This is a genomic window from Streptomyces sp. NBC_01591 (assembly GCF_035918155.1).
GTDB lineage: Bacteria > Actinomycetota > Actinomycetes > Streptomycetales > Streptomycetaceae > Streptomyces.
Genome location: NZ_CP109327.1, coordinates 3,759,743 through 3,773,629, shown reverse-complemented (window position 1 = coordinate 3,773,629; position 13,887 = coordinate 3,759,743). Strand labels below are relative to the sequence as shown.

12 protein-coding genes are annotated in these 13,887 nt (G+C 66.2%); 8 read left to right on the top strand and 4 right to left on the bottom strand.

Going from position 1 to position 13,887, the window contains the following annotated elements:
• Positions 1-127: 127 nt before the first annotated feature.
• Together OG978_RS17435 and OG978_RS17430 are read left to right on the top strand one after the other, a co-directional pair.
• Positions 128-991, top strand: coding sequence for a hypothetical protein (locus OG978_RS17435; RefSeq protein WP_326766122.1), 864 nt, complete (start codon positions 128-130; stop codon positions 989-991).
• A 281-nt stretch (positions 992-1,272) separates the two neighbouring features.
• Positions 1,273-1,512 carry a hypothetical protein gene (locus OG978_RS17430; protein WP_326770060.1) on the top strand — a complete coding sequence of 80 codons (240 nt, stop codon included), beginning with the start codon at positions 1,273-1,275 and terminating at the stop codon, positions 1,510-1,512.
• A gap of 589 nt (positions 1,513-2,101) precedes the next feature.
• Here the strand turns inward: OG978_RS17430 and OG978_RS17425 are convergent.
• From OG978_RS17425 to OG978_RS17415, 3 genes are all read right to left on the bottom strand, one after another.
• The gene (locus OG978_RS17425) at positions 2,102-2,785 is read right to left on the bottom strand and encodes a hypothetical protein (protein WP_326766121.1); all 684 of its coding nucleotides are present in this window, start codon (positions 2,783-2,785) and stop codon (positions 2,102-2,104) included.
• A 209-nt stretch (positions 2,786-2,994) separates the two neighbouring features.
• A complete protein-coding gene (locus tag OG978_RS17420) occupies positions 2,995-5,142 on the bottom strand; it encodes a hypothetical protein (protein ID WP_326766120.1) in 2,148 nt (715 codons plus the stop codon).
• A gap of 764 nt (positions 5,143-5,906) precedes the next feature.
• Complete coding sequence (locus tag OG978_RS17415; protein ID WP_326766119.1) at positions 5,907-6,428, bottom strand: hypothetical protein; 522 nt, start codon at positions 6,426-6,428, stop codon at positions 5,907-5,909.
• Positions 6,429-7,674: 1,246 nt separating this feature from the next.
• On the opposite strand from OG978_RS17415, the gene OG978_RS17410 reads away from it, so the two are divergent.
• On the top strand, positions 7,675-7,923 hold the full coding sequence (locus tag OG978_RS17410) for a hypothetical protein (RefSeq protein ID WP_326766118.1): 249 nt from the start codon (positions 7,675-7,677) through the stop codon (positions 7,921-7,923).
• 84 nt (positions 7,924-8,007) lie between these two features.
• Here OG978_RS17410 and OG978_RS17405 read toward each other — a convergent pair whose 3' ends face one another.
• The gene (locus OG978_RS17405; RefSeq protein WP_326766117.1) at positions 8,008-9,327 is read right to left on the bottom strand and encodes a tetratricopeptide repeat protein; all 1,320 of its coding nucleotides are present in this window, start codon (positions 9,325-9,327) and stop codon (positions 8,008-8,010) included.
• A gap of 174 nt (positions 9,328-9,501) precedes the next feature.
• Here OG978_RS17405 and OG978_RS17400 point away from each other — a divergent pair, with 174 nt between their 5' ends.
• Genes OG978_RS17400 through OG978_RS17380 form a run of 5 tightly spaced genes read left to right on the top strand, consistent with a single transcriptional unit; the run spans position 9,502 to position 13,866 of the window.
• The gene (locus OG978_RS17400; protein WP_326766116.1) at positions 9,502-9,831 is read left to right on the top strand and encodes a hypothetical protein; all 330 of its coding nucleotides are present in this window, start codon (positions 9,502-9,504) and stop codon (positions 9,829-9,831) included.
• The gene (locus OG978_RS17395) at positions 9,828-10,013 is read left to right on the top strand and encodes a hypothetical protein (protein WP_326766115.1); all 186 of its coding nucleotides are present in this window, start codon (positions 9,828-9,830) and stop codon (positions 10,011-10,013) included. Before OG978_RS17400 ends, OG978_RS17395 begins: the two co-directional genes overlap by 4 nt.
• A gap of 58 nt (positions 10,014-10,071) precedes the next feature.
• Positions 10,072-11,979: a nucleotidyltransferase domain-containing protein gene (locus tag OG978_RS17390; protein WP_326766114.1), complete on the top strand. Its 1,908-nt coding sequence runs from the start codon at positions 10,072-10,074 to the stop codon at positions 11,977-11,979.
• On the top strand, positions 11,976-13,094 hold the full coding sequence (locus OG978_RS17385; protein WP_326766113.1) for a hypothetical protein: 1,119 nt from the start codon (positions 11,976-11,978) through the stop codon (positions 13,092-13,094). The genes OG978_RS17390 and OG978_RS17385 overlap by 4 nt, the downstream gene beginning before the upstream one ends.
• Entirely contained in the window at positions 13,075-13,866 is a 792-nt protein-coding gene (locus OG978_RS17380; RefSeq protein WP_326766112.1) for an SDR family NAD(P)-dependent oxidoreductase, read from the top strand. The genes OG978_RS17385 and OG978_RS17380 overlap by 20 nt, the downstream gene beginning before the upstream one ends.
• Positions 13,867-13,887: the final 21 nt, after the last annotated feature.

The window sequence follows — 13,887 nt, the reverse complement described above, 5'->3', positions numbered from 1 at the left end:
TTCGAGTCGGCAACTTCCGCGTGTTGACGAGGGCACATTCAACCCGCTCCCCCCGAAATGCGGCGTCGCCGACTTGGGTGCCGGGAGCACCTTGCGGATCCGGGACTTCTGAAGGAGCCACCTGCTCATGTTCACCCGTAAGTCGTCGGCGCTCATCGCGCAGGCAATGTGTGTCGGAGCCATCGCGGCGGTCGTAGCCACCGCCACTCCCGCATTGGCACAGACGAACGTCCAGTGCAGTGAGAGTGCCCTGTCCAACGCCATCACCACCGCCAACTTCTCAGGAGGCGGAAACCTGGTGCTGGCGCCGGGCTGCACCTACGCGCTCTCTGTGCCCCTGCCGGACATCACCAGCGAGATCGTCATCATGGCCAGGCACAGCACCCTCACTCGCTCGTCCACGGCCAGCTTCGGCATTCTCTCCGTCAGCCCCACCGGCAACCTCACGATCACCGACGCCACCATCACCAACGGCGACGCGCCCGACTTCGGCGGCGGCATCGCGAACCGCGGCATGCTGACCGTGACCGACAGCGCCATCCGCGACAACCACGCCAACTTCTCCGGCGGAATCGGCGGTGGATCGGGGACCACCACCCTGATCGAAGGAACCTCCATCATGCGCAACACCGCCAACGTGAACGGCGGCGGCGTCGCCAACGACGGAAACATGACCATTCGCAACAGCCGCATCATCGGCAACACGGCCGTCAGTGGCGTCGGAGGCGGTGTGGCCAACGACGGCACCCTGCAGATCTTGCGCACCAACATCAACGAGAACAATGCCCAGCGGGCCGGAGGCGTCGCCAACGTCGGAGGCGGCACGACGACCATCACGTCCAGCAACGTCAACTCGAACGCGGCCGTCACAGCCCCCGGCGGTGTCCTCAACACCAGCGGCATCGTCACCCTGGACTCATCCCGGGTCAGGGGCAACCAGCCCACCAACTGCGTCGGCAGCGACATCCCCGTCCCGAACTGCACAGGCTGACAAGGGTCGGTGGGAAGACCCGAACAAGAGATCCGTTCTTTACCGAGTACGCCGATGCGTGGCTTCGGGACCGCAAGCCGGCCGGCTGAAGCAGGGAACGAAACGAGGCGGTGATCCGGCCACACATCAGGCCGACGTTCGGTTCGGGATCTCTGGCCGACGTCATCACGTCCCGCGTCCGGGCCTGGCGTGGCCAGGTGCTACGCGGGGGCAGGCTGTGACGGCCACGTCTTCCTCGGCCCCCAGGGCGGACAGCCGCGGCGCAGCAACTTCCGGGGCGACTGGATCAAGGTGCGCAGGATGCGGGCATCGCTGCCGATGTCCACTTCCATGATCTGCGGCACACAGGAAACACCTTGGCCGCTGCCGGGGCGAGCACGCGTGAGCTGATGACGCGCATGGGGCACAACGTCGCCCGTTCCGCACTGATCTGTCGACACATGACCGCCGACCGGGGTCGCGCGATCGCTGACCGGCTGGGGGCGGTGGTCCGCAAGCTGCAGGAAGGTGTCGGGACGTAGTGGCACGTGCGTGGCAGGGACGTGATCACGCGAAAGGGCCAGTTCGAGAGGATCAAGCCTCCGAACTGGCCCTTAGCGCTGTGCCCCCGGCAGGATTCGAACCTGCGACACCCGCTTTAGGAGTGGGATCGAGTCCTTGCCGGGTAGTGCTCGACGCTGCCGTGCTCTGCTGTTTTCCCTGGTCAGCACGGTGGCCCTTGCGTACTGCATCCCCCTGATGGCGACCTGTGCCGGCCGGTCCGCTCACACATCGCGCACGCGTCGAGCTCTCAACCGGGGCGTACTGCAACCAGTCGACCGTGTCTGTCCCTCACAGGCACGGGGCGCCCACGACCAAGTACCCCGTGGGCCCATGCGGGGCAAAACATTGACGGTCATCTCGACTCCCGAGATGGCAGGTCGGGTCCGCTCTGGCGCGTGGTTTCCCGGCCGTGGCCGTGGAGGCGGTAGACCAGTTCGTCGGGGTAGCGGGTGACGCGAGCCAATCGCCAGGCGGCGTCATACGACATACGACCGCGGGCTTGGGCCCGGAGGTGTAGAGCTAGAAGGCTTGTGGTTGGGTCCAAGGCCCAACGCCACAGGGCTGGTTTCACTTGCGCTCCCCTGCGGCTTGGGTGAGCGCTTTGGCGGTTTTTTCATCGCCATGTACCTTGACAGCCTTTGCTAAAATAGTCAGGAATTCCTTGCGACCCTCCTCCGTGAGGCCGACCACGAAGTCGTTGAGTAATTGGGCCACGACGACCCATTGCGCTTGCGGCTGCCATTGCTGAACTTCGCGTACCAAGTCCGGCAGGCTCGTGCCGACAGGAGGCCCACCCAGGCGAGGCCAGTGCTCTGTGTGCTGCTCCATGAGCGTGTATAGGCGGGCGGAGGCTGGGTCGCTGAGGATCTCGCTGCGGAGAAAGTCCGCGCGTGCTCGGGCCTGCCTGCGGGCCAAGGCGTCTAGCTCGCACTCGCGGCGAAGCTGGTCCTCGGCACGAGCATGTTCCTCGCACCGTTGGGCTTCTTCCCTCTCGCGCTGCAGGCGTAGACGGGCTTCTTCCCGCTCTTGGTCCTGGCGTCGGCGAGCTTCTTCGAGGGCGTAGCCCTGGCACATGCGCTCCGCTAAGAGAGCTGCCTTTTGTGTTGATTCATCGGTAGTGAGGCGAACATGGCTGTTCAGCACCTCGACCCCATGCCCCGTCAGCGGCAGCAGATCCCGCAAGGCGGCATTGATGTCCTGTTCGGCGGCGTCACGTCGCAATACGTCGCATGATGATGCTTCCTTTTCCACGATGTCCCGGATGAGGCGTGCTGCATCGTGCTGGCTGCCAGTAGTACCTATTGACTCCGCCCGCCATGTCAGCTGTAGCTGCGCGATGAAGCGCAGCGTTGGATTGCTGCTGGTCAGCCGGTCAGTGAAGGTGTAGGCCCGCGCAGGGGGCGGGGGCGGGGGCGGTGGTTCTGTCGCCGTGTTTCGTCGCGGCCAGGGAATGAATCGCCTCACTTGGTGTCGGCCCTCTTGATGGTGGCGCCCTCATCAATGGGGCCGCCCCCCTCCTGCTCTTGCACGGCGGCATACAGATCCTCGTCGAGGAGGGCGCCCAGATCCTGCCGCAGTGACTCCCTTTCCTCCGAGAAGGGGCGGTCTTCGCCTTGCACCCAGCCGTGCGCACAAGCGCGTAGTGTCTCGCGCAGAACCCGCCCCTCCTCGGTGCCTCGTACGTCAACGGCCTTTCGAAGAGAGTGAAGGATGAGATGTCTCAGAGGGCGGTGCCGCAAGGCGGCATCCAGCCAAAGGAAGACCGCCCTATCCACTTCCCTTGTGCCGGTGGGCCCGGGGCCTTCTCTCAGTAGGGCCCGCCACCCTTGAATCAACCCTTCTGGCGACGGGCGAAATTCCTCCTCATCTCCATCGCTAGAATTGTCGAGGATCAGCGGAATGTCGAGGTTCTCGCTTCCGGCGGTTGTCGCTAGTGCGGCGAACGTCTGGCGGCCGACGGTTTCTCTTACCTTGGCGTTCCCGCACCAGTCGACGATGTCTTTGAAGAGGAGCGGCCGCACGGAAACGTCTGCCCAGAGAGTGCGCACGGCCTCTCGGAGTGCATCTGCAACCTCAGGATGCTCCGACTCCGCGGCGTGCCGCAGGCGCCGCAGCGCCTTTCCGGTGTGGATTCGCCCGAACTTGCCGGCACAGACAGACACGACTGCCAACGGCAGAGCAACGTCTGTTTTGCGGCTAGCCCAAGACAGCAGCATTGTGTTGATGTATGGAGCGCTAGCGGGGTGAACGGCTGCGTCGTCTAGGAGGGCTGTGGCAAGGGGCCACAGCCCTTTTTTGGAATGCTTATGCCATGCCTTGACCAACTCCTCCAGGGGTTCTTGGCGGCGGTGGCGGACCGCCCAGCGGACAGCAAAATCACCGACTCTCTCGGCTAGAGCCCGTCGATCGTCCAGACCGACGCTTTCCATGGCCACCTTCGGCTCGTCCAGGGGTGCCTGTGCTAGCCACTGCAGGAAGGGAACCCGGGCGAGCGGACGGTCGGTCCAGAAGTACTCCAGAGCGGCGTCGTCCCAGTTCGGACGCTGGAAGGTAAGTACGCCTTCTCGTGTGCGGTCTGCGCGGATGGCCCTGGTCATGGCGATGACGCCGGGTGCCTGCTGGCCCGTGACCTCGACATCGTGGCCTTCAAGTAGCTTGCTGAGGTCAGCGGCCTTGGCATAGATGTGGCCGACAGGAGCTCCGCGTAGCACGGCAGCGGTAACCAGAAAGTTACGCTGGAAACTGGTTCGCTCTGGCCTTTCGTGCCATGTATGGAGGTCGTCCTCCCAGTTGTTCCGAGCGGCTGCGACCTCGGCCACTTGCTTGTCGATCGCCTCGTCTGCGTCGGCCGCGGCTTCGGCCCGGCGACGCTGCAATTCATCGAGGCCGGCTGAGGCGTTGGCAATGGTCCGCAAGGCGGACCGCCGAGCCTCTCGCATGAGACCCACGATGCGCAGAACCTCGGTCGGGCTTTGCCCCTCCAGGAGAGCTTTCATCTTTAGGCGCCTGAGCCAAAGAGCAATCGGGAAAGAGGGCTCCTCTGCGCGCAGCCATCGCTCCGCAATGTCGGCAGGCCGTGCCTGGCCTAGGTCAGGAGTTACTCCATGTGGAGCGCCGCGTCCGATGCGGCGCCACTGGTCGGGCGTAGTGATGACAACGAGTCGAGAGTGGCGCGGGCCGAGGTGTTCCTGGACGTCCTTAAGGTTCGCTCCGAACGAGTCGTGGACCTCAAAACCGTCCTCGTCGGCCGGCAGTTCGAGTACGTAACCACGGTGTTGTTCGCGAGGGAGGCGCTTGGCAGGGAAGATTGAAGCGCTTCCGAACGAGAGCGGCCAGACTTCCTTGATGAGCCCGTTCTCAATAAGACGGGCCATGAGGGCGTAGGCAGTGATGTTGCGGCTGGTGTTAGGTGGCCGATTGAGGACCAGCACGGACCCTGGTAGTTCGAGCAGCGAGTAGCCGTCGTTGAAGGTGCTTCGTTCGGTTCCTGTGACGTGATCGTTTGCGTGCAGCTCGGCATATACCTCACGGATGACGTCAAGGTATCCGGCCGAAATCGACGCGTGAGTATCGAGCGTCTGCTCGAAGACATTCTTCACGGCGATCATCTCGCCATTGTTGATCAAGGCCCGCTGCAAGAGCGCTGCCTGGTGGAAAGCTTCTACTGCAGCTGGGGCTGGCGTCTGCCGCTGGGAGGCGGCATCCGTGGTGGTGGCCAGCGGCCTGGCGGATGCGGGAGGCGTGTCACGCCGGGCAGGGGCATGCAGGTCGGACGAATCGCTCGGTGAAGCATGGATCGCAGACTCGATGGTCGATGGGACGCTCTGTGATCGAGCGGTGCCTGCTGAGCGCGTGTATCCAGGGCCCCAGTCTGTCGTTGCTGCTAGGTGCTCATCGCGTGGATGAACGCGATCCTCGTAGGCAGGTTGTGGTTGCAACTCTTCGGTGTCGGCGCCCTCCCGCTCCGCATTTGGTAAGGCCGGGGCCAGTGGTGCCCCCGCCTCTTTTGTGGAGTCGCCAGGCGCCGAAGCGGCATCCCCATGTTGGTTGTCGTGCGGTAGAGTGCCCAGGAGTAAGGCTGCCCTGTCGTTGGCCGATGGGATCGAGTCAGGCGGGCGTGGGGGCGCGTCAGGTGCCCGTTCAGTGGGTTCGTCGCCTGAGAGCATGTCACCGTTTGCATCAGCCAATGATTCTGCCTCGGAATCCTCCCGAAACTCCACGGAACTTTTCGTCGGGTCGCTTGGTCGCGGAGTGGGCCACTCACCGGTTGCAACGGGTGGAGGCGGCTGGCCATCGAAGCGTCCGTGCGCATCGGACCTTCGTGTGTCCGGCTGAGTGTTGTCATTTTCGAAGCTCATGTGTGTTGTGGACCTCAGCCGATCGGTCCGTCGAATTGCAGCCCGACCTGTTCGCCCGACTCCGTAATGGTCTTGGCGGTTTGCACCACCCGGGCACGGCCCTTATCTGTCAGGCCCTGCGCACGGATGCCCACCTGCTGACCTGAGATTTCGTCGGCGTGCTGGGAGACTTCCGCACCTAGGCGGGGGCGCTGCTCATCTCCGAACGGGAGGCCGCGGCCGTAGGCTTCTTCAAGGTCCCGCCGCAACTGGCCGAGGAGCTCGCGAAGCCCCTCGTCATCACCCTGGAGAAGATCCGGGCGCGAGAGGTAGACCCGGACTGCACCTTGAGCCTGACTGATGCGCTCCATACGTGCGTCCGTTAGTTCAGCGGCTCGCACCTGGAGCGTGTCTGGCAGTCCCGCCACGCGCTCCGGCTCTTCGACTGGGACACGGCCGGCGCGCCTGTCGAGTACGGCACTCGCCCGATCGAACAGGAACTTGACGGCCTCGGTAAGCACTGCTCCGGCAAGTACCGGAAACGCCAACGGATCCATGGTGTGTCCCCTCCCCCTTCTTCAACACATGCTGACGCAGCACGGGATCGTGCAGCGCCGGGCCAAGCCAAAAACGTGACTCACAGTATGCGAATGATTACTGTGTAGATAGGCTCAAATCGCGCCAGGATTAAGGCTTCGAAAGGTGGAAGTGTCTGGATTGCAGCGCCTGTTGCCTCATTTGGATGCAGTTGTCAGGTTGGTGTCAGGAAGGGGAGGGCTCGGGCTTGCCGACGACACGGGGCTCGCTGCGAGCTCTTGGGCGGCGGTTGGAAAGCCTTGATTGGACTGGAAGTCCATAGGTAGTCAGCAACTGGCGTTCGAACAGCACGGTGGCTGGCCCTGTCCCGTGTCCTCGCACCACCGCACCTGGAGAAGGCGTGGATCTTTTGTTCCCGGCGGCCAGGTCAACCGTAGGTGTGGCGTGCGGCTCGTCGCGTCATGCGATAGCGCGCTCATGTGTGCAAGTCTTCCGCCGGGTTGGGGGGCGGGCGTGGAGCGCCGTATCGGGGAGTGGGATCAGCGGTCACCGTCTGCTGTGAGCCTGGTTTGCATGTCTCGGAGCAGCGAGTGGTCCAGGATGGGTCGTATGGACCAAGCAGTAGCGGCCTTGTGCGGGGCGGGCATCGCAGTTGTCGGGACGCTGGGAGCTTCCTGGCTGACCTATGTGGGCACTCGGCGGCAGGCTCGGGACCACGGGCGGATTGAGCATGCGCGCCAGCTCAGGGCCGAGCGACGAGATGCATATCTGTCGTTTATGGAGCTGCTGGAACCCCTGGAACACCTGCCCTCTGAGCCCGCATCGTCACTTTCGCCTGAGGAATTCGAGCTGCTGAGATCTCAGGTAGAGCCGATTCCGTTGCGAGGCGAGTCTCGGCTGACCAGAATTCGACTTTGTGGCCCTGAGGAGGTTGCTAGGGCAACAACGTCTCTATTAAGCGATATCTATCGGATGGTCCACCTCTTCCTGCATAGGTCGGAAGAGCAGCGGCAGATTGATCTTGCCTTCGAATCTTTCCTGGACGCGCAATCGGACTTCATTACGCAGGCCCAAAAGATTATGACGGAGCCTCCAATCTAATGCTCCTGCTGAGCAGGTGGCGCCACTCGGGCAAGGCCGAGTGAATGGCATAGCGCAGTGCGACGGGTGGCAGTCGCTTCTTCAACGGGCTTCCCTTTCCTCGCTCGGTGGCATTCGGGCGGCCCAACGAGTAGCCGGGGCAGGTTGGTCCACGGCATAGACAGGGTGTTCGACCTCGCTCGGGTGTCGGAGTTCATGCGCGGCTACCGTTCCGTGGTCTCGCTGGACGCGTCGACGCTGGCGGATGGCGTACGCCGGCTGTGGCGGAAGCGGATGACGGACTTCTGGCAGCTGAAGTTCCACTGCGACCGCGGTGACTTCTCCTGCGATGAGCTGTTCACCGCTGACGAAGCGCTACTGCACTGGTGGACTGACCGGATCGGTCAGGTCGAGGATGCCTTCACGAAGGCGTAGACCCCCAGCGCTTGAAGGCCGGGCACACGAGGTCTGACGCCCCGTCGTTGAGCCGCTGACGAGTGCTTCGTTGGCCCTCGCTAATCAGGCAGTGACGCGAGCTGCTCGTTCACGGAGTTCCTGCGCCTCAGGAACTCCGCTGTACCGGCGCAGGCGTACGCGCATGTCCCGCAGTGCGGCCTGGACCTTGATCGAGCGGATGCCGTCGGCGCAGTCGAGGAATTCGCGCCAGGTGGCCATGGCGCCGTCGACGTCTCCTTGGCGCAGGCGTACGCCGCCGAGGTCGGCGAGGACGATGGCGCGGGTGCGGCGGCGGTCGAGGCCGTGGATGTCGAGGGCGAGGTGGAGGTGTTCTTCGGCGGCGTCGAGGTCGCCGAGGCGGGAGAGGATCATGCCGGATTCGTGGGCCCAGCGGCCGGGGGAGTAATGGGCCGCCCAGGAATCGCTGCCTGCGGTGGCAGGTCTGCCGATGGCGGTCTCGGACATGGCGAGGTGCTTGGTCGCCATGTGGCGGTCGTCGTCCTGGGCGGCGGCGTTGGCGAGGGTGGCTTCGTAGTAGGCGACGGCTCGCGGGTTGTCCAGGTGGCGGCCGTACTCCACGCAGGCTTCGCCGAGCTGGACGGCCTCGGCTCGGTAGCCCAGGTCGACGCACTGGACAGCGAGCCCCCGCAGGGCGGTGGCGGACAGCTCCGCGTCGCCGGCCTCGGCGGCCAGGCGGAAGGAGTGGGCGTAGTAGCCCTGAGCGAGCCCGCGCAGTTCGAGGGTGTCGCCTTCGTCCTGGGCCATCCAGCCGGCGAGGTGGACCAGCTGGGAGGTCGCGGCGAACAGCTCGCGCCCGGTGGCTTCGGTGAAGCGGCCCTCCAGCCAGGGAGCAACGTCCTGGGTCAGGTAGCGGACGGCCAGATGGCGCGCGTGGCCGCCGCCGAGTTCGGACGCCGAGTCGCCGAGGGCCTTCACCATGTGGCGCACGGCTGCCACCTCGCCCCTGCCGACGCGAACGGCCCCTGGGGAGACGGTTGTGGTCCGGCGGGTGATGCTGTCCATGTCGGGCAGGCCGAGGGCAGACAGGGCGTATCCGCTGGAGGCGAGGATGAAGTTCCGGCGGTCCACGTCGTTCCTTCCCAGCTGGAGGACTGATGCCACGGTATCGGCGTGGAGTGCCGCCGGCGCGATCTCTGGAAGGTTGATCGCTTCCGGGTCTAGTCCCAACACCTGGGCGATGTAGGGCCACCAATGGTCGGGGGTTCGCTCCCCCTCGATCCAGCGCCGGGCGTGCTGGCGCTGCAGACGCCGCGGGTCGCCGCTCTCCGCCAGACCGAGCGCGCGTGCCAACTCCGACGGCCCCCAGCCCCGTTCTTGGCACGCCTGCTTGATCAGCTCCGCGACAGCCGGGTTCTTCGGCACCCCGTCACCCTCCCCACCTGGATTACGCGGGATTACGCAGGACTACATCCTGGGCCCTGCCCCGGGACCGCGGATCGTCGTTGACTGAACATCACCCCTTGGATCTCCGATTGGCTCGAACAGGCCCTGATCAGGGCCTGTTGGTGCCTGCCCGGACGCGTGAGAGGAACACCGGTGACGACGACCGACCACGACCCCCGCAGCCGCACGACCCCGCCCTCGACGGCGGACGAGACAACGCAGCATCCGGCACCCCACAAGGTGGCCGGACGTGACTCCCGGCAGACGACCCCGATCGTCTGCGGCCTCGCACTCCTGGACAAGGACCCCCGCTACGACCGACGGACCGGGCACGCGGCCCTGCCGATCGAGGTCTGCTTCCTCGACGGTACGAAGACCACCACGACCCTCGAAATGGACCCGGGCAGAGTCCTCCTGCTGAGCGCCCAGCTGGAGCGGGCCGTCGCCCTGCGCGCGAAGGCCCAGGAAGCAGCGGCCACGTGATCCGGCCCGCGTTATCCGATCCGCTCGGAACTGCCCTGACCTGGGTGTGGGCGCTCGGCACAGCTGCAGGACTCGCCGTGATCGGCGCGCTCGTTCAGGGCGAGTACTTGGCTGATCAGGACTTCCTGGCGCATCCCTCGCTCAACGTCGACGACCCAGGCCCGGACGACGCCGCCGGATAGGACAACCGCGGTCCCGCCATGCCCGACCTGCTCTGCACCACCCTGCGAAGGGAAGCCGATGATCAGCCAGCTCAGCAGCGATACGCAGCCCCTCCCCGTGTCGGTCGCGTTCAGCGGTCCCGACAACACCGGCAAGACCAAACAGATCGGAATTCTCGCCCGTCGTATGGGCTCTGCCGCCACCTCGGCAGGCCCCCTTGACCACTACGACCGGCGCTGGGCGGCCATCAAGACCGACGGCATGGGCCGCTGGTGGTTCGAGACGGGGCCGGCCGAGGAGGTCGCCGATGTTCTCGCCCATTCCTACCTGGAGCGCTCCCGGCATCCGTACTCCGCGCCCGTGCGGTTTCTGGACCGCGGGATCCCGATGCTGGAGGCGTCCGTCGCGGCCACCGTCGCCGTACGGGAGAACCTGGATGCCTGGCGGGCCGCCGACCGTGCTCGCTCCCTCCTGGCGCCGTACGAGTCTGCTCTCCGGGCAGCCGAACGAGACGAACGCGCCCTCCTGCTCCTGCACTGTGAGGACGCCGAGGAAGGTACCCGCCGGAGCCTGTCCCACGAGGCCACTGTCACGGACATCTACGCGGCCTACCAGCGCCACCTCCACGCTCAGATCAACCGGCTCGTCGCGGACGGCCGCTTCGCCATGGTGATCGGCATCGGCGACCGATCGACCGTAACCATCCAGGACGAGGTCCGCCGTCTCCTGGCGCCACTGCACCCCGCCATTCCCGTCAGGGCAATGGCAGGTGTGCACGTCATCGCACTCGGCGGGATGTCGGAGAGCGGCAAGAGCACCGCCAGCGAGTACTTGAGAACCCACCATGGGCACGCCCGCCTCAAGATTGGCTATCTGATCGAGGACGCCGCCGACCGTGCGGGCATCGCGGACCCGTACCGGGTGGCCCCGGTCGTCCAGGCCGAACTGATCGTGGACGGCCTCGATCGGTACTGCCAGGCTCACCACTTCGTCGACTGCGTCAGCATCGAGTCGCTGCACGATTTCGACTCGGCGGCCGAGCTCGCCAGGATGCTTGGCCCTCAGCTCACCATCACCTACCTGGACACCTCCGCACCAGTTCGCGCACAGCGCGGGACTGCAGGCGCCCAGGACGTCGCCGACCGTGACCGCGTCAAGAGCGCCAGGGGTGCCGACAAGATCGCCTCCATCGCCCAGGAGGTCATCAGTAACGACGGGCCCCGCTTGGCGCTGGAACGCCGACTGGACCACCTGGTCCTGACCCGCCAGTGGCCCGAGCACCAGCCGAGCACCATGCCGGTCAACGCCCTGGGCCTGCCGGTACACCTGGAGTCCTACCTCTCCACACTCCTCGATCGCCTGACCGGACCGCAGCCCCTGATCGACCTCCTGGCCGTCACTGGCAGCGGCGCCCGGGGCAAGTACCAGCACGGCTGGAGCGACCTCGACGTGTTCGTCGTTGCCGACGCCGAGTCCCTGGAAGGGATGCGCCGCGTCCTGGCCGACCTGGAAGCCGAACTCGGCGGAGTCAAGCTCGGACTGACCGTGCTGACCCGTGCCGAGTGCCGAGCCGGAGCCGTCACCTCCAGACTCCTGCACATCCTCGCGCTCATCGGCAGCGGCGGCCTCGTCCCCCTGTGGTGTGCTCCGGGGCTGGCTCTGCCTGCCCCGGACGCGGCCACCGACGTTGACGTGAGCCTGCGTGACGGGATCCAGGCTGCCGTCGAGATCCGGCGCCAGCTCCTGAAGGGTGCGCCTGACCTCCGCGGCCTCTACAAGGTCACCGCGCTCCTGGCGAAGATCCAGCTGCGGTACAGCGGGATCGAGTGCCCCTCCGACAGCGACGCCCTGCAGGCACTTGTAGAGGCGGGCCGCCAGGACACGAGCATGGTCGCGGCGGCCCGCACCGAGCGGTCTGCCGCAGAGGATCTGGCGTTGGTCGTCCTGCGCAGCTGGCTGGCCACCCTTCCCGGAGAAGCGAGGTGAGCGCGAGTGGCCGGCTGAGGGCCTCGACCGCGGTCGCCTTCCACAAGGAAGTCGCGACCCGGGAGGCTGCCGAAGCCGAAGTTCAGGGCTGGTCGCAGCTTGTCTCCCGGATCCGGGTTCCGGCCCTGCGGGGGCGTCCGGCGTTGCCGGGCCGCCATCTGCTGGCGTACGAGGATGTCTTCGCCAGTGGACGATGCGAGCTGCTGCTCGGCGACGTGATCGCCTTGGCTGACCGCGATCCGTCCGCGCTCCCCCGCCTGGCCCGCCTTGTGGACGGCGTCTGCCACAACCTGCGGGCACCGGCCGACGAGACCGGAAAGGTGGTTCCGCTCGCCAGGTGTGTGCCGGACCTTTACCTCGACCGGATCCGGCCCGGCGGCCGGCTCGACCGCTGGTACCTGCGACGGGACCTGCCGATCACCCTGCCCCACTCCGACGTTACCCTCACCGCCCAGGAGCTGGCCGGCTACACGGTCACTGCCAACGGCCGACCGCTCACGCTGAACGTCGCCGCAACCATCGACAGCGTCCGCCACACCTTGAGCCCCGACCGGCGCTGGCCAACCGGGCTGACGCAGGGCGACCCCACCGAGCCCAACATCGCCGACCCACTGTGCTGGCTCGACTTCGAGTTCGCCGGTCGCAACACCATCGCGGGCGAAGCCGCGAACCTGCTCTGGTACCTGATGGCCCTGGGCGGCTGGCTCGTCCCTCGTTACCAGCCCGACGTGTACGCACGCACCCTTCGCTTGGCCCTGCCCTCCCACACCCGCCCTCGCATCGACCACCTGGAACTGGACGCCACCACAGGGCACATCGACATCCACTACACCTGGAACACAGGCCCCGGCCGCCACGCCGCCATCGCGGGAGCCTTGCACGGCCTCTGCGGCCATGGCGGCATCGGTATGGATGAACTCCGTGCCTTCTTCGCCCTGCGCATCCTCGGCGTCATTCCCGCCGCCCGGCTGACCGGCCACGACCTGCTGCTCGTCCTGGTCAAGCTCGCCGAGAGCCAGCACCCCGGCACTGAGCTCGACGTCTTCCTCTCCACCGCACCGGTCCTTCATTCCGACCCCGGCGAACGGAGCCGCAATGTCCCTGCCCCTGCTTAAGACCCATCTCCAAGCCCGGCCGCTGCAAGGCCGGACTGCCCTCGTCACCGGCGGCGCCACCGGCATTGGTGCCGAGATCGGCCGCGCACTCTCCACGTCAGGAGCCACCGTGGCCATCAACCACCTCGGTCAGGAGAGGGAGGCACGGGCACTCCTCGCCACCTTCGACCGCGGCGGAAGTCCTGGCGTGGCCATCGACGCCGACCTGACCGACCCTGACGCCGTCCAGACGATGACCGACCGGGTCCGTGCGGAGGCCGGCCCGATCGACATCCTCGTGAACAACGCCGGGGCCTACCCACGCGTCCCGTGGCAGGACACCGACGAGGCCGCCTGGAACTACTCCCTCGACGTGAACCTCACCGCGCACTACCGCGCCTGCCACGCGGTGACCCCCGGCATGGTCGAACGGTGCTGGGGTCGCATCGTGAACATCGGCAGCGTCAACGCCCGCGCTGGCCGGACCAACCTCGTCGCGTACAGCACCGCGAAGGCCGGACTCCTGGGCCTCACCCGATCCCTCGCCCGCGAACTGGGCCCGTACGGAGTCTGCGTCAACACGGTCCTGCCCGGCGCCATCCAGGTCGAGGCCGAGACCGCGATCCCCGCCCGCCATCGCGCCAGCCCGGAGGACCAGATCAAGCGCCAGTGTGTTCCCCGCCGGGGGCGGCCCGAAGATGTCGCGGCGCTCGTGGCGTTCCTCGTCGGGCCCTCCGCATCGTTCATCACTGGGCAATCAGTCCACGTCGATGGCGGCTGGCTGCTGCACTGAGACCGTCAACAAGCAAGGAGA

Coding starts and splice junctions, on each gene's coding strand:
- OG978_RS17435 (WP_326766122.1), top strand. CDS start 128: ATGTTCACCCGTAAGTCGTCGGCGCTCATCGCGCAGGCAATGTGTGTC.
- OG978_RS17420 (WP_326766120.1), bottom strand. CDS start 5,142: ATGATCGCCGTGAAGAATGTCTTCGAGCAGACGCTCGATACTCACGCG.
- OG978_RS17415 (WP_326766119.1), bottom strand. CDS start 6,428: ATGGATCCGTTGGCGTTTCCGGTACTTGCCGGAGCAGTGCTTACCGAG.
- OG978_RS17390 (WP_326766114.1), top strand. CDS start 10,072: ATGATCAGCCAGCTCAGCAGCGATACGCAGCCCCTCCCCGTGTCGGTC.
- OG978_RS17380 (WP_326766112.1), top strand. CDS start 13,075: ATGTCCCTGCCCCTGCTTAAGACCCATCTCCAAGCCCGGCCGCTGCAA.